This is a genomic window from Microcoleus sp. FACHB-1515, assembly GCF_014696105.1.
GTDB lineage: Bacteria > Cyanobacteriota > Cyanobacteriia > Elainellales > Elainellaceae > JAAUTJ01.
In genome coordinates this window covers 43,260-70,240 of sequence record NZ_JACJPO010000061.1, presented here as the reverse complement: position 1 = coordinate 70,240, position 26,981 = coordinate 43,260, and the positions used below count along the sequence as shown (strand labels likewise).

General features: G+C 54.9%; 17 protein-coding genes and 2 pseudogenes. 9 read left to right on the top strand and 10 right to left on the bottom strand.

What is annotated here, in order from left to right; all coding sequences use genetic code 11:
- Positions 1-33 precede the first annotated feature (33 nt).
- Positions 34-984 carry a thiamine-phosphate kinase gene (thiL, locus tag H6F67_RS21020; RefSeq protein WP_190768600.1) on the top strand — a complete coding sequence of 317 codons (951 nt, stop codon included), beginning with the start codon at positions 34-36 and terminating at the stop codon, positions 982-984.
- Here the strand turns inward: thiL and H6F67_RS21015 are convergent.
- Complete coding sequence (locus tag H6F67_RS21015; RefSeq protein WP_190768599.1) at positions 976-2,883, bottom strand: ABC-F family ATP-binding cassette domain-containing protein; 1,908 nt, start codon at positions 2,881-2,883, stop codon at positions 976-978. The genes thiL and H6F67_RS21015 overlap by 9 nt on opposite strands.
- 198 nt (positions 2,884-3,081) lie before the next feature.
- Between H6F67_RS21015 and H6F67_RS21010 the strand changes: the two genes are divergently transcribed.
- From H6F67_RS21010 to tatA, 4 genes and pseudogenes are all read left to right on the top strand, one after another.
- Positions 3,082-3,378 (top strand): hypothetical protein, encoded by a 297-nt coding sequence (locus H6F67_RS21010; RefSeq protein ID WP_190768598.1) that lies wholly within the window; start codon positions 3,082-3,084, stop codon positions 3,376-3,378.
- 68 nt (positions 3,379-3,446) lie between these two features.
- Positions 3,447-3,971: pseudogene (locus tag H6F67_RS27870) on the top strand (leucine-rich repeat domain-containing protein); the annotation flags it as partial.
- A 33-nt stretch (positions 3,972-4,004) separates the two neighbouring features.
- Positions 4,005-4,364 (top strand): annotated as a pseudogene (locus tag H6F67_RS27865) (DUF6745 domain-containing protein); the annotation flags it as partial.
- Positions 4,365-4,463: 99 nt separating this feature from the next.
- Positions 4,464-4,628: a twin-arginine translocase TatA/TatE family subunit gene (gene tatA, locus H6F67_RS21000; protein WP_190768596.1), complete on the top strand. Its 165-nt coding sequence runs from the start codon at positions 4,464-4,466 to the stop codon at positions 4,626-4,628.
- A 6-nt stretch (positions 4,629-4,634) separates the two neighbouring features.
- On the opposite strand, the gene cphA is transcribed toward tatA, so the two are convergent.
- Positions 4,635-7,391, bottom strand: a complete 2,757-nt coding sequence (cphA, locus tag H6F67_RS20995) for a cyanophycin synthetase (protein WP_190768595.1) — start codon at positions 7,389-7,391, stop codon at positions 4,635-4,637.
- Between the two features lie 145 nt (positions 7,392-7,536).
- The gene (locus tag H6F67_RS20990) at positions 7,537-8,391 is read right to left on the bottom strand and encodes a cyanophycinase (protein WP_190768622.1); all 855 of its coding nucleotides are present in this window, start codon (positions 8,389-8,391) and stop codon (positions 7,537-7,539) included.
- A gap of 16 nt (positions 8,392-8,407) precedes the next feature.
- On the opposite strand from H6F67_RS20990, the gene H6F67_RS20985 reads away from it, so the two are divergent.
- The gene (locus H6F67_RS20985) at positions 8,408-8,767 is read left to right on the top strand and encodes a hypothetical protein (RefSeq protein ID WP_190768594.1); all 360 of its coding nucleotides are present in this window, start codon (positions 8,408-8,410) and stop codon (positions 8,765-8,767) included.
- A 16-nt stretch (positions 8,768-8,783) separates the two neighbouring features.
- Here the strand turns inward: H6F67_RS20985 and H6F67_RS20980 are convergent, their stop codons facing one another.
- Together H6F67_RS20980 and H6F67_RS20975 are read right to left on the bottom strand one after the other, a co-directional pair.
- Positions 8,784-9,812: a pentapeptide repeat-containing protein gene (locus H6F67_RS20980; protein ID WP_206753924.1), complete on the bottom strand. Its 1,029-nt coding sequence runs from the start codon at positions 9,810-9,812 to the stop codon at positions 8,784-8,786.
- 434 nt (positions 9,813-10,246) lie between these two features.
- Positions 10,247-12,136, bottom strand: a complete 1,890-nt coding sequence (locus H6F67_RS20975) for a phosphodiester glycosidase family protein (RefSeq protein ID WP_313926880.1) — start codon at positions 12,134-12,136, stop codon at positions 10,247-10,249.
- A gap of 709 nt (positions 12,137-12,845) precedes the next feature.
- Here H6F67_RS20975 and H6F67_RS20970 point away from each other — a divergent pair.
- The 3 genes from H6F67_RS20970 to dnaA all read left to right on the top strand — a co-directional run bounded on the left by H6F67_RS20970 (position 12,846) and on the right by dnaA (position 20,313).
- Positions 12,846-17,483 carry a glutamate synthase-related protein gene (locus H6F67_RS20970; protein ID WP_190768592.1) on the top strand — a complete coding sequence of 1,546 codons (4,638 nt, stop codon included), beginning with the start codon at positions 12,846-12,848 and terminating at the stop codon, positions 17,481-17,483.
- A 405-nt stretch (positions 17,484-17,888) separates the two neighbouring features.
- Positions 17,889-18,785, top strand: a complete 897-nt coding sequence (locus tag H6F67_RS20965; RefSeq protein WP_190768591.1) for a class II fructose-bisphosphate aldolase — start codon at positions 17,889-17,891, stop codon at positions 18,783-18,785.
- A 172-nt stretch (positions 18,786-18,957) separates the two neighbouring features.
- Complete coding sequence (gene dnaA / locus H6F67_RS20960) at positions 18,958-20,313, top strand: chromosomal replication initiator protein DnaA (protein WP_190768590.1); 1,356 nt, start codon at positions 18,958-18,960, stop codon at positions 20,311-20,313.
- A 3-nt stretch (positions 20,314-20,316) separates the two neighbouring features.
- Here dnaA and H6F67_RS20955 read toward each other — a convergent pair whose 3' ends face one another.
- The 5 genes from H6F67_RS20955 to ntrB all read right to left on the bottom strand — a co-directional run bounded on the left by H6F67_RS20955 (position 20,317) and on the right by ntrB (position 26,904).
- Positions 20,317-20,775, bottom strand: coding sequence for a nitrate reductase associated protein (locus H6F67_RS20955; RefSeq protein ID WP_190768620.1), 459 nt, complete (start codon positions 20,773-20,775; stop codon positions 20,317-20,319).
- Positions 20,776-20,780: 5 nt separating this feature from the next.
- Positions 20,781-22,970, bottom strand: a complete 2,190-nt coding sequence (locus H6F67_RS20950) for a molybdopterin oxidoreductase family protein (protein WP_190768589.1) — start codon at positions 22,968-22,970, stop codon at positions 20,781-20,783.
- Positions 22,971-23,036: 66 nt separating this feature from the next.
- The gene (locus H6F67_RS20945; RefSeq protein WP_190768588.1) at positions 23,037-23,879 is read right to left on the bottom strand and encodes an ABC transporter ATP-binding protein; all 843 of its coding nucleotides are present in this window, start codon (positions 23,877-23,879) and stop codon (positions 23,037-23,039) included.
- Between the two features lie 155 nt (positions 23,880-24,034).
- Positions 24,035-26,029: a nitrate ABC transporter ATP-binding protein gene (locus H6F67_RS20940; RefSeq protein WP_190768587.1), complete on the bottom strand. Its 1,995-nt coding sequence runs from the start codon at positions 26,027-26,029 to the stop codon at positions 24,035-24,037.
- A 47-nt stretch (positions 26,030-26,076) separates the two neighbouring features.
- Positions 26,077-26,904 carry a nitrate ABC transporter permease gene (ntrB, locus tag H6F67_RS20935; protein ID WP_190768586.1) on the bottom strand — a complete coding sequence of 276 codons (828 nt, stop codon included), beginning with the start codon at positions 26,902-26,904 and terminating at the stop codon, positions 26,077-26,079.
- Between the last annotated feature and the right edge of the window lie 77 nt (positions 26,905-26,981).

The following is a 26,981-nucleotide window of genomic DNA, read 5'->3' as shown; positions in this document are numbered from 1 at the left end:
CTTGCCGACACCCGACACCCGACACCCAATTCTATGCTTCAAGAGCTTGGTGAGCAGGGACTTTTGGCCTTGGTGCAAAGGTTCAGCCCGATCGACATCACGGGCGATGATGCGGCGTTGGTGGATGTGGAGGCGGGATCGATCGCCATCACAACTGATGTTTTGGTCGATGGGGTTCACTTCAGCGAGGCGACAACTTCGGCGTTTGATGTGGGGTGGCGATCGATCGCTGCAAATCTCTCGGATCTGGCGGCGATGGGCGCGATGCCGTTGGGCGTGACGGTCGGGCTGAGTTTGCCGGGAGAGGTGGCGATCGATTGGGTGGAGCAGCTTTATCAAGGGATGGCGGCGTGCTTGCAGCCTTACGATACGCCGATTTTGGGTGGCGATTTGACGCGATCGACCGTCAAAACAGTCGCAATTACGGCGATCGGGCAGGTCGATCGCGATCGTGCGATTCGGCGCAGCACGGCGAAACCGGGAGACGCGATTCTCGTGACGAGCGTTCACGGCGCATCGCGGGCAGGACTCGAATTGCTGCTGCATCCCGATTGCGTCGAGCTTGAGCCAGAAGTGCGATCGCGGCTCGTCCAAGCGCATCAACGTCCGATGCCGCGACTGGATGTGCTGCCGCTGCTGCCGATCGATCGAATTGCCGGAATGGACAGCAGTGACGGATTAGCGGATGCTGTGCTGCAAATTTGTCGATCGAGCCGTGTCGGGGCAGAAGTTTGGCGCGATCGAATTCCGCTTTCCGCTTGGCCGAATCACGACCAGGCGATCGAGTGGGCGCTGTACGGTGGTGAAGATTTTGAATTGGTTTTGTGCATGGCGATCGATCAGGCGGAAGCACTATGCCGTCAATTGCCAGAAGCGGCGATCGTAGGAAGAATTACGAGCGATCGTCAAGTGGTTTTAATCGGTGAAGGTGGACGGGAATTGTTGAGTTTCAATTCCGGCTTTCAGCATTTCACCTCACATTAATTCTGAAAGTTCGAGCCAGCGATCGGTCGCTTTGTCGATCGCTTCATTCAGTTCTGCCAGTCGTTCAGAAAGCTTTTGAACTTGAGAAAATCCGCTGGGTGGATTGTTGTAGAGCGTTTTTTCAATTTCTTCTTTTTCCGCTTCCATTTCGGGAATTTGAGTTTCAAGCTGCTCAAATTCGCGCTTTTCCTTGTAGGAAACTTTGCGCGGTTTTGCAGGTGCAGTCGCAACCGATTCAACCGCTACTTTATTTTCGGCAACAGGTTTCTTCTCAGATTTTTCTTCGCTCTTAACTTCTTTATTTTGATAGTCCAAATACACCGAATAATTTCCGGGATATTGACGAATTTGGCCGTTCTCTTCAAAGGCAAAAATGGTTTCCACTGTGCGATCGAGAAAGTATCGATCGTGCGAAACCACAATCACGCAGCCGTTAAAGTCTTCTAGATATTCTTCTAAAACAGACAGTGTTTGAACGTCCAGATCGTTTGTCGGCTCGTCCAAAATCAAAACGTTCGGCGCACTCATCAAAACGCGCAGCAAGAATAAACGCCGCTTTTCGCCACCCGAAAGTTTGTGAATCGGCGCGTACTGCTGGCTGCCGGGAAACAAAAATCGCTCCAGCATTTGCGAAGCGGTAATAATCGATCCGTCTGCTGTTTTCACCAGTTCGGCAACGTCTTTGAGATAATCGATCACGCGCTGATTGGGGTTCAGATTCAAATCTTCGGAATGTTGATCAAAATAACCGATGTGAATCGTGCTGCCGAGTTCGATCGATCCCGCATCCGGCTGAAGTCTCCCCGTAATCAAATTCATCAAAGTTGATTTGCCTGCCCCATTGCCGCCAATGATGCCGACCCGATCTTCCGGGTTGAATTCGTAGGTGAAATCTTTGATTAAAATGCGATCGCCAAAGCCTTTAGTAACATGACTCAGTTCAATCACTTTCTTGCCGATGCGTCGCCCTGCCGTGCTAATTTCAACTTTCCCTTGTGACTGCTTGAACGCTTGATTTCGCATTTCGTGGATGCGATCGATCCGGGCTTTCTGTTTGGTACTCCGCGCTTTTGGCCCCCGCTTTAGCCATTCCAATTCGCGTCGTAAAACGCCTGCATGTTTGCGCTGTGAACTCGCTGCTGATTCTTCTGATTCGGCCTTCTTTTCTAGGTAATACGAATAGTTGCCGCTGTAGGTGTAGAGGTCACCGCGATCGATTTCCAAAATTCGATTCGTGACGCGATCGAGGAAGTAGCGATCGTGCGTAATTAACAGCAACGCGCCGCGAAATCGATTTAGATAGCTTTGCAGCCATTCGACTGAAAGCGCATCCAAATGGTTCGTCGGTTCGTCCATCAGCAGCACATCAGGATCGGAAAGTAGCGCAGTGGCGAGGGCAATTCGCTTGCGATATCCGCCGGATAAATCACCGACGCGGACGTTAAAATCTTCGATTCCCAGTTTAGTTAAAACAATCTTGGCATTGGTTTCGAGATCCCATGCGCCGATCGCTTCAATTCGCTGGGAAAGTTGCGAAAGTCGGGCAAGCGATCGATCGTCACTTTCGCCATGCGCTAACTTTTCTGAGAGTTCTTCATACTCGCGAATTAAGGCCATTTGTTCACCGCTGTCGGCAAACACCTGTTCTAAAACCGTGCGATTTTCATCAACTTCAGGTTGCTGTGGCAAGTAAACAATTTTGGTGTTGGGATTAACAAGAATTTGGCCGCTGTCGATCGACTCCAGCCCCGCAATCATTTTCAGCAAGGTCGATTTGCCTGATCCGTTGGTGCCAATCAGCCCGACTTTATCGTTTTCATTCAGGCTGAAATCGGCATTACGGAGAATTTCCTTGATGCCGAAGTCTTTTTTAACAGATTGCAGGGTAAAAATACTCATCAAATTCGCGCTAGCTTCTCTTCGATCTTAAAGGATGCGATCGCAAACTGAAGTTCGATCGCGTCGAAGTTAGGGCGATCGCAAATGTTCCATTCTGTTTCGCCTTAGCGATATCTTACGGTTCGACCCGCGCCGTTTTGAAAAAATTACACTTGAAGCGGATTTGTCATCACACAGCATCAATAAAAGGAGAAAGCCATGCAACCTCTACGGCAAGGCGATGTGATTTTGGTTCCTGCTAGCGGGAGGGTGACGGGCGGAAAACTGCCGCATTTAACGCTGGCTGAAGGAGAGGTAACGGGGCATCGTCATCGCATCACCGAGGGCGAGGCGGAGCTTTATGAGCAAAATGGAACGTTGTATCTGAAAGTGCGATCGCCGACTGCTCTGCTGAGTCATGAAGAACACCGGGCGATCGCGATTCCGCAAGGCAACTGGCAAGTGCGAATTCAGCGTGAATATGAACCACAAAGTTGGCGACCTGTCACTGATTGATGCAGCGGCAGCAAGATTTTAGTTCTACATCAAACATTCGATAACAGAACAACCGTTTGGAGGATTTGATGACGGAATCCGAAGATTGCTTGCGGCTACTTGAACTTGACGATTGGTTGCAACGGTGGCGAGGGCTACCACCGAAAATTAGACCGCAAGAATCCTCAAAATTATCCGATGCGATCGCACAACTCGTTAATTTGCGGGAACTTGAGCTACACGAAGCCGACAAACTGACAGAACTGCCAACAGAAATTGGGCGGCTTATCAATTTAAGAGCAATTTATTTATACAGAACACAATTAACAAAGCTACCATCAGAAATTAGACAACTGGTGAATTTGCAAATACTCAATATATTCAAGTCTCAACTGACAGAACTGCCCCCAGAAATTGGACAGCTTGCCAATTTACGAACAATTCAGCTATGCAACGCCCAACTGACAGAACTACCCCCAGAAATTGAACCGCTAAAAGCCCTAGAAAATCTTGTTCTAAGTGGAAATCGACTGGTCAAGTTGCCCCTGGAAATTCAGCAGCTTAACAACTTGCAATACCTTGATCTCAACAATAATCCGATTCAAGATTTGTCAGCACTCGCGAACCATCCCAATCAGCACCTGTGCGTTTACGCTTTTGGAGTAAAGCTTCCTCGACGGTACTGGACGCATTTGAGGAAATGGCAACCTGTCTGGCTGCTGACTGAGAAGAACTCTGAAGTCCGTAGAGTATTGATTCAACACTTTGGTTATGAGCGCATCTTTCAGGAACTTGAAGCGATCGAGTTCGATCGCTGGCGCGAATATACCCTGCTGAAAATCGCTGCCGATGTCGATATCGAACCAATTCACCTGCTAAAAATGACTTGCCCCAGCACCACTCACATTCATGTGCTTCGCGTTCCTCCTTATGTCACCTCTGCCCGTGTAGCGATTCGCTGGACAAACTGGGGCATTGACCCGGAAGCGTTCGCTACAGAAACCTAAAAGTCGATTTTTGGTGGCGATCGCCCTTCAGTGTCATCCCACTACAGAAAAGCTTGCGTTTGGCCTAAAATTGCCTCAGTGCTGCACGAGGGAAACGCGATGTTTGGTTTGGGCTGGCCGGAAATTAGTATTATTGCGATCGTTGCCATTTTGATCTTTGGGCCGAAAAAAATCCCTGAACTCGGCGGCGCACTGGGAAAAACGCTGCGCGGATTCAAGGAAGAGTTGAATAGTTCGTCTGAGGAAGGCGATTCCGAAGAATAAAGCCGCTTAGCCGTTTGACTGTGCCAGTTCTGCGGGAGAATCGCCCAAGGGAGGCAAAGCCATCGCTGCCGCTTCCGGTTCTGCCGCATTACCGTTCTGCGACGACTCGCTGGAAGCAGTTTCAGCGGTGGGGGCGGTTGCTTCCGAGTGCGGGCGGCGATCGTTCACCAGGGAAACTGCTCTCGTCACGCTTTCCGGCAAGATCACGACCAAGCTGTTGAGCGGAGCGCGATCGAGTGCCGTATTCACCGCTGTCGTTTCGTCTAGAATCACTTCCACAGGCAAATTTGGCTGAATCTGCTCGATGCCGCGCAGAATCAGTTCAGAGGCGTTGCCGCGTGGTCTGCCGCGTGTGTCGTCGTCTTCTTTGACAATGACGCGATCGAAAATGGCCGCCGACAAACGACCGAGCGTCACGAAATCTTCGTCGCGGCGATCGCCAGGGCCGCCAATCACACCAATTCTTTCTCCCGGCCAGTTCTTCACAAAGCCGCCCAACGCTTCGTAGCTGTGTGGATTGTGGGCATAATCGATCAGCGCGTGATGTCGTCCCAGGTCGATTAGGTTCATGCGTCCGGGGGTTTGACTCACCGAGGCGCGGAAGCTTAAAAGAGCCGATCGAATCGTTTCAATGCTGATTCCTTGGGCAAAGGCGGCAAGGCTGGCAGCCAGGGCATTCGCGATCATGAACGGCGCACGTCCGCCCATTGTCAGCGGTACGTTGGCGGCCTGATCGATCCGCAGCGTCCAGTCGCCTTTGAGAATCGACAGATAGCCGTTTTCGTAGACGGCAGCCAGTCCGCCCTGCTGGGTGTGTGTTTTAATTAGTGGATTCTCAGGATTCATGGAGAAGTAGGCGATCTGAGCTTTAACACGCTTTGCCATTGCGGAAACCAGCGGATCGTCGGCATTGAGCACGGCGTAACCGTTGGGGCGAGCCGTTTCTGCAACGACGCTCTTGAGGTGAGCGAGTTCTTCGACCGTGTCGATATCACCGATCCCCAAGTGATCAGCAGCGACATTGAGAACCACGCCAACATCGCACTGGCTAAAGCCCAAACCCGATCGCAAAATGCCGCCTCTGGCCGTTTCCAGAATTGCGACTTCAACGGTTGGGTCTTGCAAAATCACCTGAGCGCTTTGTGGCCCGGTTGTGTCTCCGGGTTCTGCGAGATAATCGCCAATGTAAATGCCGTCGGTTGTGGTGTAGCCGACAACCTGGCCTGTTTGTCGAAAGATGTGAGCAATTAAGCGCGTTGTCGTCGTTTTGCCGTTCGTTCCCGTGATCGCGACGATCGGAACGCGCGAGGGACTGCCGGGAGGATACAGCATATCGATGATCGCTTCCCCGACGTTTCTGGGAATCCCCTCACTGGGGCAAAAGTGCATCCGCAGTCCTGGAGCCGCATTTACTTCGACAATCACGCCATCCACTTCGCGCAAGGGACGGCTGATGTCGGACGTGACGACATCCATTCCGGCGATGTCCAAGCCGATGATTTTGGCGACGCGCTGGGCAATCCAGATATTTTCGGGGTGAATGTCGTCGGTGCGATCGATCGCAATCCCGCCCGTACTTAGATTCGCTGTTGCCTTTAGATAGCAAACTTCGCCCGCACGCAGAATCGTGTCAAGCGTGTAGCCTTGCCGTTCGAGAAGCTGAAAGCTGGCGCGATCGACTTCAATTTGCGTCAAAACGTTGTCGTGCCCTTCGCCACGTCGGGGGTCTTGATTGGTGAGTTCGACCAGTTGGGCGATCGTGGATTGTCCATCTCCCACCACGTGAGCAGGAACGCGCTCGGCAACCGCCACGACTTTGCCATTCACCACCAAAACGCGATGATCGCGTCCGGTGTAGTAGCGCTCGACGATCACGCCTTTGTTGCGCGATTCGGCTTTGGCAGCGTCGTATGCTTCTTCAGCCAGCTCCCAGGAGGTGATGTTGATGGTGATGCCGCGTCCGTGATTGCCGTCCAAGGGTTTGATTACGATCGGGTAGCCGCCGACCGCTTCGATCGCGCCTTCGAGTTCATCGAGATAGTAAATCACCGTGCCGCGCGGCACTGGAACGCCCGCATCGCCCAAAATTCTCTTGGTACTTTCCTTGTCGCCCGCAAGTTCCACGCCCAAAACGCTCGTTTGACTCGACAGCGTCGCTTGAATCCGCTTTTGATAAACGCCGTGCCCAAATTGAATCATCGCTCTTGTGCTGAGCGCCGTCCAGGGAATGCCCCTGGCTTCTGCTTCTTTGACGATGTTTTCGGTACTGGGACCCAGCGCAGCTTGAGCGGCAAAATCGCGCAAATCGGCTAGATCTTGCTCTAGCTCGATCTGGGGATACTGTCCGGTTTCCACGATGCTTTGGCACAAGCGAACGGCGGCGCGAGCGGCATAGCGTCCGGCCTGCTCGTCTGTGTACTCAATCACGACCTGATACACGCCGGGCGTCGAAGTTTCTCTGGTGCGTCCAAAGCCGACTTGCATTCCGGCTAAGCTTTGCAGTTCCAGGGCGACATGCTCAACGATGTGCCCCATCATCGTGCCTTCCTGAACGCGACTGAGGAAACCGCCTCGGCATCCGGGCGAGCAGTAGTGTTCGACAAGGCTGGGCAGCGCTTCGACTAAGCCCTGATAGAAATCGGGAATTTCGTTGGAGGGACGATCGCGCAAATCCTCAAGATCTAAGCGCATCAAAATCAAGTTGTGGTGGCGGATGCTCCAGTAGTTCGGGCCGCGCAGCGTTTGAGTCTTAAGGATTTTCATAAAATTCGCGATTCAGGGGTCGAGCGACAAGAAAGGCAGCTATCAGCAGCAGTTGTCTAGTCTCTAATTAAGAAGAATCTTGAACTGTCCATAAAGAACAGTTTGCCGTTTCGTGAAACTTTTTGATTCGGGCGAAAGACAGAGACTAGCAGTTGCTGCCTGTCAGGGTCGATCGATGGTTGAGGTCGTAGCGATCGCCATGACTGAGAATGTGAACCCGCAAATTGTGCAGGCTCAACGGTTCACCAGCGGCTACGTCCGGCTGATTCGTGTAGGAAAGGTCGGTCGGGTCGATCACCGTCACCGTGCCTTTGCCAATCACCTGAAAGCAGCTATCGCCTTCAAACATCGCGCAGGTGTCTTCATCAATGCCGATGCCCGTACAGTCCGGGTGAGCAGCGATCGCACTCATCAATCTTGCCATGCGATTGCGGTTGTGAAAGTGCTGATCGACAATCAGTTCGGGAATGATTCCCATTCCGGTTGCCATATCAACCAGCGATCGATTTGGAGATTCGCCCGATCCGCCGCCTGCGATCATGTGATGCCCCATCACCGCTGCACCTGCGCTCGTTCCGGCAAGCGTAATTTCACCAAGCTGCGCTCGAATTCGCATTTTTTCCATGATGGGCGTGTCCATCAGCAGACCGCACAGCCGAAGCTGATCGCCTCCGGTCATGAACACGCCCGTACAGGAATCGAGAAACTGCTGCCACGCCAGATTTTCGCCTTGATCGCGATCGCGGATGTCAATCACTTCGATTTCTTTTGCGCCCATTTCCTCGAAAATCGTTTGATAGCGCAAACCGATCGCCGCAGGTTCGCGAGAGGCACAGGGAATGATTGCAATTCGAGCGTCAACACCGCCCGCCCGTTGAAAGAAGGTGCTGAGGATTTGACGACCGTGAATTTTGTCTTCGGCTCCGCCAATAATCATGACGGCGGCTTTGGTCACCTGGGGCATCGGGTGCGGAGGCTGTTGGAGGTCTAGTTGCAGCATGATATCGCGCTTGGACATGAGTAATTCAACCGCTCCAGTCGCTTTTTGGAAAAAACACGAACGGGACGTTGTTTTTGAGGCATTGGCGATCGCGGAACGATGTTCCAAGGGGAACGCGGGCGATCGCAAAATCGGGACTGTTGAGACAGGCGTTCACCCAAAATTGAATGGTGGGGCTGAGTTTCACCAGGTGGCTACTCAAATCCCGATTCTCGAAGCGATGGAACGGAAGACAACAAGACCCAATCAAGCTGCTCGAAGGGCTGGAGCGTTACAAAAAGTCATTGACTTCTTAAACTTTTACCATAATTTATTCCGATTAAACTTCATCAAGAAATTCTGTGATATGCGTGTATTCACTGAACTGATGCGTTAAGGTGACATTCCTGTGCTTACAGGCGATCGATCGACTCGTCCGCCAAGTTTGTGCCGCTCAATTCTGCGCCTGTTAAATCGGCATCTCGCACGATCGCGCCTGTCAAATCCGCATCCGTAAGCTGTGCGCCCCACAAATTCGCGCCCGTCAGATCGGCTCGCACCAAAGCAGCATCGCTTAAATCCGCGCCCCACAAATCGCTGCCGCGCAAATTCGTTTCAGTCAAATTCGCTCCGCGCAAATCGGCTCCGACCAGCGAAACTTGAGCCAGATCTGCACCTTGAAGGGAAATGCCGGGAGCAATGACGATCGCGCCGACAGCAGCAGGAGAAATCTCGGCGGGAAACTGCGTGGCTTCGTTGCACAAGGCTGCTTGCAGGTTGGCTCCGGTCAGTCGGGTCGATCGCAAATCCACGCCAAATAAATTCGCCTGCCGCAAATCGGCGCGTTCTAGGTTGGCAGATTCTAGATTGCAGCCGGAAAGGTTCGATCGACTCAGGTTCGCCTCGGACAAATCGGCTTCGACTAAACAGGCGTTGGTGAGGTTGGCGCGATCGAGATCGCAGCCGTACAGGTTAGCCGAGCGCAGATTGGCATCTTGTAAATTGGCATGACTCAGATCAACGCCGCTCAGGTCGGCTTTGGCAAGCACTGCGCTTTGCAGGTTGCTTTCTGGCTCGATTTTCCAAGCGGCGGCAGGCTCAAACGAATCTGGAAAGTGAGTTGTACTGTCGTAAATTGCGTTTTGGAATTGGGTGTTTTCCAAAATTGCCTGCTCGAAGTTGGCCTCGCGCAGGTCGGCGTTTTGCAAATTTGCGCTGCTGAGGTTGGCGGCGGTGAGTTGGGTTTCTCGGAGACTGGCGGCGGTGAGGTTGGTTTGCGTAAGGTTGGCGTGACTGAGATCTGCCTGCCACAGGTCGATGTCGGCGATCGAGGCTTGGGACAAATCGACGTGCTGAAGCTGCGCTCCGCTAAAGTCGCGGGTTCCGGTGGTGTATTGCTTTAAGAGTTCTTCAGCATTCATTGCATCCTGTTGGCAGATCATCGGTCGTTCCAATCGTGAAGGCGATCGCGAGGCTATGACCACTTATTGCTGAAAAATTCGGGGTAATCAGGAAACTTTTGCGATTGAAGGGTGATTTTTTCGCTTGAAAATCAAGAAAATGACGGTTGGATGGAGGAGCGATCGCAGATGGATCTTCCACTGTTTAATTTCTTGCAGTTTTCGCTCCGCCGAGCCTGTGGAGGCTAGGGCGCGATGTCCAAACCGCTTGATCCTCCCCAACCCCATAAAAAAGGAGGGAGCCGAACCACCCCTCAAAGTCCTCCTTGTTAAGGGGGATTTAGGGGGATCGACCCTAGACTTTCCACTCCCTCTGGAGCTTTGAGAACGCGCCCCAGTGCCACCTCCACACATCCCTCCAACTCCCGCACAGGAGGAGCCTGCGCTGCGCCTCCTAAGCCCTAAGCCTCCATCCTTTACTGCGTCGGCTGAATAAACACCCCGATCCCGTTGTGCACACGAGCCGCCGTCCGAGGAGCGCGGTTGAGCAGTTGGCCGCCGAGATAGAGGCTGGTAGAACTGCCGCCGTCCAGGTTGAGGGCGTTGATGATGCCAAGCTGCTGCATGACTTGGGCGTGTTCGGCCAGCGTGGGACCAAGGCCGCCGATGCGGTTTTGGACGGTGACGAGCATCAGGTTTCCTTCGGCTGTGGTGGCGATCGCACTTCGCACCGCTGACTGTCCAATGAATGCAGACGTAAACTGTTCGCCCTGGGCGTTCAAAACAATTTGACGATTTCGCACGAGCAAGGGACCAGCAGCGACAATCTGCGGCATCTGAGCAAATTCAGGCGGCTGGGTGGCTGAGGCAAGGGTGAGCGTTGTTCCTTGCGGTAGGGCGTTGACAACAGCACTGTTCGATCGCACAACCAGCAAAAAGCCGTCTCTGGGCAGGGGAACAGAGGTTGAGCCTGCTGCCCCGCCCTGCTGCTGCCGCACGACTCGAAACGCTCCGGAATTTTGAGGATCGGCTTGGACGGTAATCAAAACTTCGTTGTCGATGATTGGGCTGTAGGTTGCGCCCCAATCCGCCGTAAAGCGGGCAACGCCTGCCTGGACATAGCCGCTGTTGAGCGTCAGAATGGGAATTTGCGTTCCGGCCACTGTCTGAATGGCTTCTTGCAGGGCAAAGCGATCGATCGCCACCGCGCCGCCGTTTCCCCAGCCGATCGCGCCTCGTCCGAGAATCGGACCCGACACCCAGCGATTATTCTGCCTCAGCGCACCGAGCGGTAGCTGATTGTTGCGGTTGAAGTATCCGGCGTTGATGGCGCCGATCGCCTGCCACCGCTGCGCCATCGAGATCAAGGGAGCCGTTCCTACTGCACTCGCCGGATTTGACCAAATGGGCTGAAGTGACACTCCGGGCTGACGGGGATCAATAATCAAAGCGATCGTGGGAAATTGACCTCTTGCCGTGCGGACGGTTTGCTGCCGCCAGCGGATTCCGGGTGCCCAGGCAATATCGCGATCGATTACGTTGTCCGGGCGAATGTCGATCACCAGTCGGTTCGGATTTGGCAATGTCCAAACGCGAGGCCGCAAATTGTTAGGAACGCCAATACGAACGAGCGTTTGCGCCCCACTCGATTCCACGCGCAGGCTCGTCAGCCGATTTCCCGGTGTCGGCACAAAACTCTGGGCAATTGCTGGATCGATCGCACCATCGATCGCCACGACAATTTCGCTGCCCTGCTCGCTCACCTGAAACGGCGCAGGACGATCGAGATCGAGGACGATGCGATCGCCCCAAGTTTGCCGTCCCTGCCGCACAGTGGTCACTCTTGCGGCAGGAGTGCGAATTGCCAAGGTTGCTCCGCTTGCCTGGATTTGCCAGCCATAGCGCTGGGCAAAATCGGTGATGTCGAGGTAGCGATATTGCGAAGTCAGCCAGGTTGTCAGATTGAGCGGTTCGGTGGAAGGCTGCGAAAACCACTGGACAGGTTGGGCGATCGGCTGCTGAGAATTGAGCAAATCCACGCCGATCGCTTGCAGCAACGCGGCATCGGATAGGCCGATGCGCTGCTGACGCGAACTCCAAAAGGCGGGGATCGATCGCCCGTTTAGGTTGATTTGGCTGCCTTGCACGATCGGGACGGGTTGAGCTTGAGCAACTTCGGGAAGCCAAGATTGGGCGATCGATGGCGCGGCTTGCATCCGCAGCGCTTCCGCCGTTCCGCCTTTTGGGGCGAAGGCATACACGAGCGCCAACAGCGGCAGGGCAACCAAAAGCTTGGAAGAGTTTGCAGAACGAACGCCCATCCTGCGAAGCTGGCGCTGGCGGCGTTCACGATGAATTCTAGCCACAAGGGTGTGAGGAGCGTGGACAAAAGGAAGGGTAGATTTGGCAGACGCGATCGCATCCTCAAGCTGGCCTAACCCAAGGTGTGACTGTGTGGATTGCGAATGCGGCAGTGCCTTGTTACCAGGATCTCCTGTCTTTCTAGAAGTTGCCCAGATTCATTCACAAATTGTTAAAGGCTACGGGTGTCGATCGACACTTCCAATAGCATTTGTGGAACTCGATCGCAAGCACCATTTCATCAAGATATGATGACTTCATGTTAAAGATTTCGTTTCATAATGAAGATATCTGCCCAAGCAGACTGCTCGATCCGGCCTAGATTTCTGGCAGACATCGGCAAGTCGAGCAGCAGGGCAATTCAAACTTCCTTCTACCAACCGCTTTGGAGTGAGGGATTGCAAAGGCAATCTACTTTCTATAAGATTCTTAGTCTCTCCTATTTACAAGCGTGGAGAAAGCTACTTCGGCTGGTGCGCGTCGCTCGTTGAATGTCTGAGCCGATATGCAGGTTCGGGCGGCGGTTTTGCGGCAGGACAGCGCCATTCATCCGGTAACAATCTTATTGATTCCAAATGTGACCACTTTGACACCCATGCTTCCACTCCTGTAGAGACCACTGACAGCCAGAGGCCACTGACAGCTTAAGGCTACGAACAGCCATCATTTCAAGCGTCCTGTACCGTTTTCTCCGAATCCAAAACCACCACTTTTATGGGTAGCACGAGCGTGAATCAAGACCAGTTGAACCAGGAACCATCATCGACCTATGCCGGACAGCGCTGGCTCGTGGAAGAGCGCGACGCCTGCGGTGTCGGATTTATTGCCGATCAGCATGGTCGCAGCAGCCATTCGCTCGTGGCGCGATCGCTCGATGCCCTTTCGTGTATGGAACACCGAGGCGGCTGTAGCGCCGATCAAGATTCGGGCGACGGTGCAGGCTTAATGACGGCAATTCCGGTTGAACTGCTGCAAGATTGGCTCACCGCCAACGACATTGACGCTGCAATCCCATTTGCCGTTGGCATGGTGTTTTTGCCGAAAGATGCAGCGAGTGCTCAGTTTGCCCGCCAAATCATCGAGCAAACCCTGACGGATAACGATCTTCAGATTCTGGGCTGGCGTGTCGTTCCCGTTCACCCGGAAGTTTTAGGCAGACAAGCGCGTGAAAACGAGCCGCGCAGCGAACAGATCTTGGTGCGATCGCCCTCTACCGGAGACGAATTCGAGCGGCAGCTTTACCTCGCCCGCAAGCAAGTCGCCAGAGCCATTTCCGCCGCAGCCAAAGCAACGCCCACCCTGGCCGAGTGCTACATCTGCTCGCTCTCTGCCCGCACGATCGTCTACAAGGGCATGGTGCGATCGGCGGTCTTGGGTGACTACTACAGCGACCTGAAAAATCCGCTTTATCAAAGCGCCTTTGCCATCTATCATCGCCGCTTCAGTACCAATACGCTTCCCAAATGGCCGCTGGCTCACCCGATGCGCCTGCTGGGTCACAACGGCGAAATCAATACGCTGCTGGGCAACATCAACTGGATGATGGCGCGGGAAGCCGATTTGGAACACGAGTGCTGGGGCGATCGCCTTTCCGTCCTGAAGCCGACCGTCAATGCGGAAAACAGCGACTCGGCCAACCTGGACAACGTGATGGAACTGCTGGTGCAGTCCGGTCGCACTCCCCTAGAAGCGCTGATGATCATGGTTCCCGAAGCCTACAAGCAGCAGCCGGAACTGGCGAATCATCCCGAAATTATCGACTTCTACGAATACTACAGTCCGTTGCAAGAATCGTGGGACGGTCCCGCGCTGATTGTGTTTAGCGACGGGCGCAAAGTCGGGGCAGCACTCGATCGCAATGGCCTTCGTCCCGCCCGCTACAGCATCACGAAGGACGGCATGGTGATTGTCGCGTCGGAAGCCGGAGTCGTGGATCTGCCCAATGCTGAGGTAATCGAGAAGGGACGGTTGGGACCCGGAGAAGCGATCGCCGTCGATCTCGAAACGCACGAAATTCTCAACAACTGGACGCTGAAGCAGCGGATCGCCAGTGCTCAGCCTTACGGCGAATGGATTGCCCAGCACGGCAAAACGCACAGCCCGCAGCCGTTTTTGGATGAGAAGCAGATCGATCGCGAAACGCTCCTCCGCAACCAAATCGCCTTCGGCTACACCAGCGAAGACGTGGAGATGATCATCGAAGAGATGGCATCGCAGGGCAAAGAGCCGACCTTCTGCATGGGCGACGATATTCCGCTGGCCGTGCTGTCCGACAAGCCGCGCCTCTTGTACGACTACTTCAAGCAGCGATTCGCGCAGGTGACAAACCCGCCGATCGATCCCCTGCGCGAAAGCCTTGTCATGTCGCTGACCGTGCATTTGGGCGATCGCGGCAATCTGCTGAAAGCCAAGCCGGAATATGCCCGCTTGCTGAAACTCGATTCGCCCGTCCTCAACGACAACGACCTCGCGCAGATTCGCGAATCCGGATTTGAAACCGCCACGCTCTCGACTTTGTTTGAGGTTGAGTCGGGGCCAGAAGGCTTGCAAAGAGCCGTGACCGGATTGTGTCAGGCGGCAGTAGCGGCAGTGCGCGACGGCAAAAAAATCTTGGTGCTGAGCGATCGCGTCTCCCCATCCGGCGAACCCGTCAGCCTAACCGAAGCCCAAAGCTATATTCCGCCGCTTTTGGCGATCGGAGCCGTTCACCACCACCTGATCCGGCAGGGCTTGCGGATGAAAGCCTCGCTGATTGTCGATACCGCTCAGTGCTGGAGTACACATCATTTCGGCTGTCTGATCGGCTATGGCGCGAGTGCCGTTTGTCCGTATCTCGCTTGGGAAACCGTGCGGCACTGGTGGCACGATTCCAAGACGCAAAGCTTGATGGAGCGCGGCAAAATTCCGTCTGTGTCGATCGCCCAAGCCCAAGCCAACTTCCGCAAAGCCACCGAAGCCGGACTCTTGAAAATTCTGTCGAAGATGGGGATTTCCTTGCTGTCGAGCTATCATGGGGCGCAAATCTTCGAGGCGATCGGCATTGGCGGCGATCTTCTCCACCTCGGCTTCACGGGAACCGCCTCACGTCTGGGCGGCATCAGCGTCGCAGACTTGGCGCAAGAAGTGATGTCCTTCCACCGTCGCGCCTTCCCGACCACGAGCAAAAAGCTGGAAAACTACGGCTTCGTGCAGTACAAGCCCGGTGGCGAGTACCACATGAACAGCCCAGAAATGTCGAAAGCGCTGCACAAAGCCGTACAGGGCAAAGACTACGACCACTACGAAGTTTATCAGCAGCACCTCGCCGGACGACCGATTACGGCTCTACGCGACTTGCTCACCTTCCGCAGCGATCGCCCCGCCATCGACATCGAATCGGTGGAACCCATCGAATCGATCGTTGAGCGCTTCTGCACAGGAGCGATGTCCTTGGGATCGCTGTCGCGAGAAGCGCACGAAACGCTGGGAATCGCGATGAACCGTTTGGGCGGCAAATCGAACTCCGGCGAAGGTGGCGAAGATCCGGCGCGGTACAAGGCGATCGCGGATGTCGATGAAAACGGCATCTCGGCCACGTTCCCACACCTGAAAGGCTTGCGGAACGGCGACATCGCCAGTTCTGCGATCAAGCAGGTCGCATCCGGTCGATTTGGTGTCACGCCTGAATATTTAATGAGTGCCCGCCAGATCGAAATCAAGATCGCGCAGGGCGCAAAACCCGGAGAAGGCGGACAACTTCCCGGTAAGAAGGTCAGTCCTTATATTGCGATGCTGCGTCGATCGAAAGCGGGAGTGCCGCTAATCTCGCCGCCGCCCCACCACGACATTTACTCGATCGAAGATCTGGCGCAGCTAATTTTCGATTTGCACCAGATCAACCCCGCCGCGCAAGTGTCGGTGAAGCTGGTCGCGGAAGTGGGGATTGGCACGATCGCCGCTGGAGTTGCCAAAGCCAACGCCGACATCATCCAGATTTCCGGTCACGATGGCGGTACGGGCGCTTCACCTTTAAGCTCGATCAAACACGCAGGCGTTCCCTGGGAACTAGGCGTAACTGAAGTGCATCGCGTTCTGATCGAAAATGAGTTGCGCGATCGCGTCCTGCTTCGCGCCGATGGCGGCTTCAAGACCGGATGGGATGTCGTCATGGCCGCGCTGATGGGCGCGGAAGAATACGGCTTCGGCTCGGTTGCGATGATTGCCGAAGGCTGCATCATGGCTCGCATCTGCCACACCAACAACTGTCCGGTCGGCGTTGCCACGCAGCAAGAAAAACTGCGGCAGCGCTTTACCGGAACGCCCGATCACGTCGTCAACTTCTTCTACTTCGTGGCGCAAGAAGTGCGATCGCTCCTCGCCCGACTCGGCTACACCTCGCTCAAGGAGATTATTGGCCGCGCCGATCTGCTGACCCAGCGCGACGACGTGAAGCTTGCCAAAACGCAAACGCTCAACCTCAACTGCTTGACTCAGTTGCCGGACACCAAGAGCGATCGATCCTGGCTCGATCACGAAACCGTTCACAGCAACGGCATCGTGATTGACGATCAAATTCTGGCGAATGCCGACATTCAAGCGGCAATTCAGAATCAATCGAGCGTCACCTATTCTGCCGATGTGGTGAACACCGATCGCACAGTCGGAACGCGGATTTCGGGCGCGATCGCCAAGCAGTACGGCGACAGCGGCTTTGAAGGCCAAATCACACTGAACTTCAAAGGCAGCGTCGGCCAGAGCTTCGGCGCGTTCATCCTTCCCGGCATGACGCTCAACCTGGAAGGCGAAGCCAACGACTATGTTGGAAAAGGAATGCACGGCGGCGAAATCGTGATCAAACCCTTTGCCGAAGCGACCTACGCAGCCGCAACCAACGTAATCATCGGCAACACCTGCCTGTACGGTGCAACGGGCGGCTTCCTGCTCGCCAACGGTCAAGCCGGAGAACGCTTCGCCGTCCGCAACTCGAAAGCACAAGCCGTGATCGAAGGCGCAGGCGACCACTGCTGCGAATACATGACCGGAGGCGTGGTTGTCGTCCTGGGTAAATCCGGGCGCAACGTCGGCGCAGGCATGACCGGAGGATTGGCCTACTTCCTCGACGAAGACGGCAGCTTCCCAGATCGCGTCAACCCCGAAGTCAAAATGCAGCGCATCTGCACACAGGCTGGCGAACAGCAACTCAAAGAACTGATCGAACTGCACCTCGATCGAACAAGCAGCCCCAAAGCCAAGCAAATCCTCGACGACTGGTCGAACTACTTGCCCCGCTTCTGGCAGCTTGTGCCCGCTTCCGAGGCGGACAGTCCAGAGGCGAAAGCGATCGAAGAGAAGGTTTTGACGCCTGTGCAGTAGTTTTGGGAAAGCCCCCTAAATCCCCCATGAATGGGGGACTTTGAGGGTGGTTGGCTGAGAGTTCAATGATTGACGGGAGGTTCGATCGAGCCTCCTGTTTTTGTATGGTTTGATGTTGAAATTGCAGTTGGCTTAGGCTGTCCCGGTATGCTAGCAGCAGTCAGGCGAATGGATTTGGCAGCAAACGAGCAACACGAGAGACGCGGCGGGAAAGCCAATGCGAAGCGCTACATTGACACTCACAGATCACCCCTTGCGGGAGTGCAGAGGGCAGCCGCCCTTTGCTGGGGTTGGAGGTGTGGAGGAGGGGCAACCCCAACACTCCACTGGCTCGGAAGCAGAAGGCAATCCTAACCGCAAGAAGTCCATCCGCACTCGATCCATTCTCAAAATAGGCAAACCATCATGCTCACCTCCACCCAAGACCTGCTCGAAACCGCCCGCCGCAACGCCTACGCGATCGGAGCCTTCAACATCTACAACCTCGAAGGCGTCAAAGCCGTGATCAACGCCGCCGAACTCACCCGCAGTCCGGCCATGCTGCAACTCCACCCCAGCGCCCTCAAATACGGCAAACTTCCCCTCGTCGCCCTCTGCCTCGAAGCCGCAAAAGCCACCCACGTCCCGATCGCCGTCCACCTCGACCACAGCACCTCCGCCCCCGACATCCAACTCGCCCTGCAAGCCGGAGTGCGATCGATCATGGCCGACGGCTCCCACCTCAGCTACGAGGAAAACCTCAAATTCACCGCCAACATGACCCGCCTCGCCCACAGCTACGGCGCAGTCGTCGAAGCCGAAATCGGCAGAATCAGCGGTACAGAAGACGGACTGACGATCGCCGAAAAAGAAGCCAAAATGACCGATCCATCTGAAGCCTTCGACTTCGTGCGGCGATCGCAAGTCGATTCCCTGGCCGTCACGATCGGCAACGTTCACGGTGAATACAAAAATCCGCCCCGCTTCGATTTTGACCGACTCGATCGCATCCGCCGCCTAATCGACATTCCGCTTGTCCTGCACGGCGCATCCGGCCTGCCGCCCCACATGATCAGCGAATCAATTCAGCGGGGCGTGTGCAAATTCAACGTCAACACCGAAGTTCGCCAAGCCTACATGCAAGCCCTCAAAGCCGAAATTTGCGGCCAAAGTCCCAAAGATTTGCTTGACATCGCGGGAGAAGCGATCGAAGCCATGCAGGAAGTGATCACCGAAAAACTCGAACTCTTCGGCTCTGTTGGCAAAGCCTACCTGCACGAAACGCCCTACGCCGCTTGGCTCACCGCTCGACAGTTCCGCTAATTCCGACGGTGAAAGACGCGATCGAATCTAAAATTTGCCTCAACAAATCGCCCGATCGAGCTAGACTTCTGGTTTAATTGCTCCAGCAAGAGCAAGCTATCGTCGTCTAGTCCTCTTGCAGTTCGGCAGGCAGAATTTTCGATCGACAGCAAATCAAAGGTAGAGGTTGGGCGTGGAAGTTCTGTTAGAAAGTCTGTGGGATCAAGTTCTAGAGCGGCTTCAAGTGCAGCTTAGCCGCCCCACGTTTGACACCTGGATCAAAACCGCAACCGCAGAACAGCTCGAAGGCGATCGCCTGACGGTCTGCACGCCCAATCCGTTTGCGCGAAATTGGCTGCAAAAGTACTACGTCAAAACGATCGCCGATACCGTTCACGACATTCTCGGTCGCCCGATCGAAATTCACTTCACCGTCCGCCAAGGCGACGACAACGGCGATTTAATGTGGCCGCTGCCCGCCGAAACACCTGCCGAATCAAGTCATCGACCTCGATCGACCGAACTCAACTCAAAATACGCCTTTTCGCGCTTCGTCGTCGGCTCCAACAACCGCATGGCGCACGCCGCATCACTAGCCGTTGCCGAATCACCCGGACGCGAATTTAACCCGCTGTTTTTGTGCGGCGGCGTTGGACTGGGAAAGACGCATCTGATGCAGGCGATCGGCAACTACCGATTGGACAATCATCCCGATTCGCGAATTTTTTATGTTTCCACCGAACAGTTTACCAACGATTTGATCGCAGCCATTCGCAAAGACAGTATGCAAAGCTTTCGCGAACACTATCGCGCTGTGGACGTACTGCTAGTGGATGATATTCAGTTCATCGAAGGAAAAGAATACACGCAGGAAGAATTTTTTCACACCTTTAATACGCTGCACGAAGCCGGAAAGCAAGTTGTGTTGGCGAGCGATCGCCCCCCCAGCCAAATTCCGCGATTGCAAGAACGCCTCTGTTCGCGCTTTTCGATGGGCTTAATTGCTGATATTCAATCGCCTGATTTTGAAACGCGAATGGCAATTTTGCAAAAGAAAGCAGAATACGAAAATATGCGATTGCCTCGCGATGTAATTGAGTACATTGCATCAAGCTACACAACCAATATTCGAGAACTGGAAGGCGCACTCATTCGTGCCGTTGCCTACATTTCAATTTCCGGTTTGCCGATGACGGTCGAAAACATTGCTCCCGTTCTAAATCCACCCAGCGAACAGGCAGAAGCTTCGCCAGAAGCCGTGATCGCAGCAGTAGCCGAAACTTATAAGGTGGCGATCGAAGACCTCAAAGGCAACTCGCGCCGTCGCGAAATCAGCATGGCGCGGCAAATTGGCATGTATCTGATGCGCCAGCATACCGATTTGAGCCTGCCCAAAATTGGTGAAGTCTTCGGCGGCAAAGATCACACAACGGTGATGTATAGCTGTGACAAAATTTCACAGCTAAAAGAAACGGATTTGGATTTAGCTCGTAACCTGCGGCAGTTGAGCGATCGCATCAACTTCACCAGTCAGCAACCGCGCAAATAAATATCAAACCAAGTGAAATTCCGTCAGCGCAGGCTGAAAGTTTTTGTTTTCATGTCCAGGACGACTCAGCTTGATCAGCACAAATCGCTGAAGCGGCGTTAAAGCATTCCAGCGCGGCAAATCGATCGCCACCCCAAATTCGATCGCCTTTTCCTGCACTTCAGCCGGAACCGAATTGCCGTTTAGCCAAGCCGGATGCGGATCGATCGCTAGCGTCCCCGCAGGCGTCCCCATGTGCTGTGTGACAAACTGCTGCACCAGATTTCGGTAATCCTCAATTTCTGAGTCAGTTTCGCAGGGAGCGTTGACGATCGCCTGCCGTTCCGCCTCGGTGAAATGCGACCAGTGTGACAGCTTCAGCTTCACGCCGCAGGTGTCGAGCTTGTAGCGCACCTGCATCGGAATACAGCGGAGCGAATCGACAAAATCTTGCTCAAACTGAAAAAACGTCACAGCGGTCATCCGGTTCAAGAAATGGCAGCGGGCGCGGCGATCGCGCGATCGAACTGCTCCGATCGCGCCGTCGCCACTGCCGTCAGCGGAATCACCTGAACGGCGCAAGCCTTCAGTTCTGGCTGAAGCGAATCGGGACAGGCGGCAGAATGCATCAAGGCGTTGACTTCGGCATCGTCTGCCCAAAGCGCTCCCCAGTGCATCGGCATGAACACGGTTCCGGGTGAAATCGATCGCGTCACTTTAGCTGCCAGTTTAGCGGAACCGCGTCGCGATCGTACCTCCACCAAATTTCCTTCGATGATGCCCAATTCCTTTGCATCGCGCGGATGAATTTCGAGGAACGGTTCGGGATGTAGCTGCTGAATTTTTTCCGTTCGTCCCGTTCGCGTCAAGGTGTGCCAGTGGCCGTAAACGCGCCCCGTCGTCAACACAAACGGATAAGCAGGATCGTGCGGTTCGGCCAAGCCTTTCGAGTGGACTGCGCCAAAGCGGGCGCGATGGTCGGGCGTGGCAAACTGCAAATTCGTGTAGAGCCGCTGCGATGAGGCAGGCGATCGCTTCGTTTCCCCAACCGGATACGGCCACTGCGTCGGCCCCTGTTCGCGCAGGCGATCGTGACTTAGTCCGCTCATGTCGCAAGGCCGATTGTGCGTCAGCTTGACGAATTCCGCAAACACTTCAGCCGACGAGTTGAAAGAAAACTGCTCGACAAATCCCAAGCGGCGACCCACTTCGGCAAAGATCGCCCAGTCTTCTTTCGCTTCGCCATCCGCCGATTGAAAAGCGGGACAGAGAGAAACGCGCCGTTCGGAATTCGTCATCACTCCGGTTTTTTCGCTCCACTGGGTTGCAGGCAGCAGCAGATGCGCGAAGACAGCGGTTTCGGTCGGATAGTAAGCTTCCTGGTAAACGGTGAAGGGCGATCGCTTCAGCGCTTTTTTTGCCCGCTCCAAATCCGGCAAACTCACAGCAGGATTCGTCGCCGCAATCCACAACAGCTTCACGTCGCCCGATTCGAGTCCTTCGATCATTTCCCAAGCGGTACGTCCACGCTCGGCCTGAATGCGTCCGGCAGGAAAATTCCAAAAATGCTCAATTTCCTCACGGTGCTGCGGATTTCTCACCGATCGATATCCCGGCAAAAGATGCGACAAGCCGCCTGCCTCGCGTCCGCCCATCGCGTTTGGCTGTCCGGTCAGCGAGAAGGGTCCTGCTCCCGCCCGTCCGATCTGTCCGGTCATCAGGTGCAGGTTAATCAGCGATCGCGCCTTGGCCGTTCCCTCGCTTGACTGATTGATCCCCATCGACCATAAGGAAAGGACGCGATACGATTCGCCCCAATATTGCGCGGCTTTTTTCAGGTCTTCTACGGAAATGCCGCAGCGATCGACCACCCGCTCCGGCGGATAGTGGCGCACGACTTCGACAAATTCAGCAAAGCCGTTCGTGCATTCTTCAATAAAGTCAGCGTCGAAATAATTCCACTCCAGCAGCAAATAGGCAATGCCGTTGAGCAAATCGATATCCGTTCCCGGTTTGATCGCGAGGTGCAAATCCGCAACTTCCGCAGTCGGAGTGCAGCGCGGATCAACAACGATCAGCTTGACGTGGGGATTTTGCTTGTGATGCTTGCGGAGGCGATTGAAAACGATCGGATGGCATTCCGCCGTGTTTGTGCCAATCAAAAACGCACAATCGGTGAGTTCAAGATCGTCATAGCAGCAGGGTGGGCCATCCGAGCCGAGACTTTGCAGATAGCCCATCACGGCAGACGACATGCACAGGCGCGAATTCGCATCAAAGTTATTCGTGCCCAGCGCCCCTTTCATCAGCTTTTGGGCGACGTAGTAATCTTCGGTGACAAACTGACCCGACCCGTACATGCAGATCGCGTCGGCTCCCCAGGTGAAACGCACCTTTTGAATTTCAGTGACAAGTCGATCGATCGCTTCCTCCCAAGTCACCCGCCGAAACGGTTCATCCAGCGATTCGCGCAGCATCGGGTGCAGCAAGCGGTCTTTGCCGATCGACTCAGCCACCGTTGCGCCCTTCACGCAGACCATGCCTTGACTGGATGGATGAGAGCGATCGCCCCTCACTTTGCTAATGCCAGTAATCTTGTCGCCTTTGACAGTCGGAACGACCTCAAGGCCACAGCCCACACCACAATAGGGGCAAACGGTTTTGATTGGGTCAGACACGGCGGTTTGTAGAATGCAACGGGGTTCGGGGTTGGAGATAGGTGGGGTTGTTTCCCTAATCCCCAATCAAGCGTCGTCGTGGGCAAAGCGACGGTAGAGGAAGTCAAGCGCTTGGTTGCGAAGATCGTAGTAGTCGGGGTCTTCGAGAAGCTGAGTGCGGTTGCGCGGGCGGGGAAAAGGAATTTCGAGAATTTCACCGATCGTCGCAGAGGGGCCATTGGTCATCATTACGACGCGATCGCTCAGAAACAGCGCTTCGTCGATGTCGTGCGTGATCATCAAGACGGTGACGCGAGAACTGCGCCAGATCGCCAGAAGTTCTTCTTGCAGTTCTTCGCGAGTGATCGGGTCAAGTGCGCCAAACGGTTCGTCTAGCAACAGCACTTGAGGACGCAGGGCGAGGGCGCGGGCGATCGAAACGCGCTGCTTCATGCCGCCCGATAGCTGAGTGGGCTTTTTGTTGGCGGCTTCGGTCAGGCCGACAAGGGCAAGGTGTTCATTGGCAATCTCGGTTTTTTCCGCCTTGGATTTGTCGGGATAAACCGAGTGAATCCCGATGTAAACATTCTCGAAAGCGGTTTTCCAAGGCAGCAGCGAGTAGTTTTGGAACACGACCATGCGATCGGGTCCCGGTTCGGTGATTCGCTTCGATTGGACGCGCACTTCACCCGATGACGGTTTGTTGAAGCCCGACACCATGTTGAGCAGGGTGGATTTGCCGCAGCCAGAGTGACCGATCAGCGTGATAAATTCGCCTTCGCGCACGGTCAGATTCACGTCTTGCAAAACGGTGTAGTTGCCTTTGGGCGTGGGATACACCTTCGAGACGTTTTCGATCACCAAGAAGGGATCGGGCTTGAGCGTGGCCGCTGTGCTGGGGGTTGTCGTGGTGGTTGGAATGGTTTGCATGGTCAGTTGCTAGAAGGGTCAGGCGATCGAGACTTGGGTTTGCCCCCCAAATCCCCCAAGCTTGGGGGATTTTGAACCGGGATGTTTGCGGTGCGGCAAAGGCGGTTGGTTCGGTTCCCCCAAGCTTGGGGGCTAGGGGGCGGTTCGGACAGTCGCTAAACGGCGATCGGGTCAAGGGCAACTTCAACAATATTGATGTCGCGCTTAATTTCCAGTGCGTTCAGATACGCAATTGGGTCGTCGGGGTTAAACACCGTGCCATCACCCAGCACGATCGGGCGGCGATCGCGGCCAAAGTCGAGCATTTCCAGTTCGCGGGCGGCTTGGCCGAAAATGTCCGTCCGCCAAGTGCGTTCAGTAACTTCCAGCCAGTTGCGCGGAAAATCCACAATGCCCCACCGTGCCATTTGCACCATTGCCCACAGCGCCTCGACGCGATCGGGATAGTTCGTTTTGCTCGTAAAGAACTGGTTGTAGTTGAGGTAGGAGCGCAGCGGTGAACCGTCGCCGCGATCGTAAGCATCCAGAAAACCGGGGCGCGTGTAGGCCGGATCGGTTCCCAGATAGTGCGGACGGCACAGCACTTCGAGAATGCCTTCGCGGTTGCGGCGATCGTCGCAGTATTCGCAAGCTTCCAGCAAAGCTTTCACGAGGGCGAGATGCGTTTTGGGATACTGGTTCGCCCAATCTTCGCGGACTCCCAGAACTTTCTCGGCGTGACCCTGCCAGATGTCGAGGTCGTTGGCGATCACAAATCCCAAACCTTCGTGAACGGCGCGGGCGTTCCAGGGTTCTCCGACGCAGTAGCCGTCGATGTTTCCAGCTTTCAGGTTCGCCACCATTTGCGCGGGCGGAATTACGGTCAGACTCACATCTTTGTCGGGATCAATGCCGCCAGATGCCAGCCAGTAGCGCAGCATCAGATTGTGCATCGACGAAGCGTGAACCATTCCCAAGGTGTGAACTTTGTCGGGAGTGCGATCGATCAGCGCCTTGAAATCCTCCAGAGTGCGAACGCCTTCGTTATAAAGCTGCTTGCTGAACACGATCGCATTGCCGTTGCGCGACAAGGTGAGCGCGCTGACGATCGGCTGTGGCGCACTATCTCCCAATCCCAAGGTGAGGGCAAGCGGCATTCCCGTTACCATCGCGGCGGCATCAAGGCGGCGACCTGTGATTCCTTGGGCGATCGCCTTCCAGCTTGGCTCACGCGATAGCGTTACTTCGGTCAAGCCGTGCTTCTCGAAGAAGCCCATTTCCTTTGCGACGACGAGGGGAGCGCAGTCGGTGAGCGGAATGAAGCCGATATCGAGGTTGACTTTCTCCAGTCCGTTTTTCGCGACGGCAACGAGGGGCTTGACTTTCTTTTGCTTGACGCGCTTTTGCTGGTTGAGGAAGTAGACAATCTCGTTTCGCAGTCCGTAGTAGTTCGGATGGTTGACGACTTCCATGCGCGATCGCGGACGCTCAAACGGAATTTCAAGCACCTGACCGACATTCGATTCGGGGCCGTTTGTGAGCATGACGACGCGATCGGACAACAGCAAAGCTTCGTCTACGTCGTGCGTCACCATGACGCAGGTGACTTGGCTTTCTTCGCAGATTCGCATCAGTTGCTCTTGCAAGCCGCCCCGCGTCAAAGCGTCGAGTGCGCCAAACGGTTCATCGAGCAGCAAGAGTTTGGGACGAATGGCGAGGGCACGGGCGATCGCAACCCGCTGCTTCATCCCACCTGAAATTTGTCCGGGCATCTTGTCAGCGGCATGAGCCAGCCCGACCATATCGATATGCTTTTGGATGATGCCGTTGCGCTCACTTTCCGGCAACTCTCGCAGGACGCGATTCACGCCCAAAGCAATGTTTTGGCGAACCGTCAGCCAGGGCAGGAGCGAATAGTTTTGGAAGACGACCATGCGATCGGGTCCCGGTTCTGTCACCTGCCGCCCTTCCAGGACGACACCGCCCACAGTCGGCTTATCGAGACCGGAAATGATGTTGAGCAGGGTGGATTTGCCGCAGCCAGAGTGACCGACGAGCGTGATGAATTCACCTTTGCGGATCTTGAGGTCGATATTTTTGAGCGCAATGTATTCGCCGCCATCCGGGAGGGGAAAGACGCGATCGATATGGTCAACTTCGACAAATGTCATGGCGTTTGAAGTAAGGGGATTCGGGAGTCGAGCGTGGAACCGATTACTTATTTCTGCTCAGTGGGGACAACCAAAGTGGCGATGTATCCAACCAATCGATCGAGCAGCAGACCAACCACGCCGATGTAAACCAGAGCGATAATAATGTCGCTGATGCGCGAGTTGTTCCAGGCATCCCAGATGAAGAAGCCGATGCCCACGCCGCCGATCAGCATTTCTGCGGCGACGATCGCCAGCCAAGACAGACCGACACCAATTCGCAGTCCGGTGAAGATGTAGGGAACGGTGGCGGGAAAGAGGATGTTGGTGAAATATTCGGGGCGCGACAGCTTCAAAACGCGAGCGACGTTGTTGTAGTCTTGCGGAATTTGGCGAACGCCTTCGCAGGTGTTGATGATGATCGGCCAGATTGCCGTAATGAAAATCACGAAGATGGCGGAGGGCTGCGCTTGCTGGAAAGCGGCCAGCGAAATCGGCAGCCATGCCAGCGGCGGAATCGTTCGCAGCACTTGAAAGATCGGGTCAACCGCTTCGTACATGAACTGGCTCATGCCCGTGACGATGCCGAGTGCGATGCCCACGATCGCCGCCAGGGTGAAGCCCAAAGCGACGCGCTGAATGCTGGCGAAAATTTGCAACAGCAAACCTTTATCTGTGCCGCCATTGTCATAGAACGGATTGGCGATCAGTTCCCAAGTATCCGCAAAAGTTTGAGTCGGGCTAGGCAAGGCGAGAATGCCGCTGATCGAAAGTCCTTGCCAGATCAGGAGGAAAACGGCAAGCGCCGAGACAGGCGGAACCAAGCGGCGAAGAATCAGGGCAGCAATTCCAGGAGCATCAAAGCGGCGGCGCGATCGGCTGGTGAGTGCAGTCATGTTGCTTGCAAAAATCCTTGAGGGTGAGGGGAATTGAGTTGATCAGCACGGGAGCAGAGTTCGATCGCTGCTCCCGC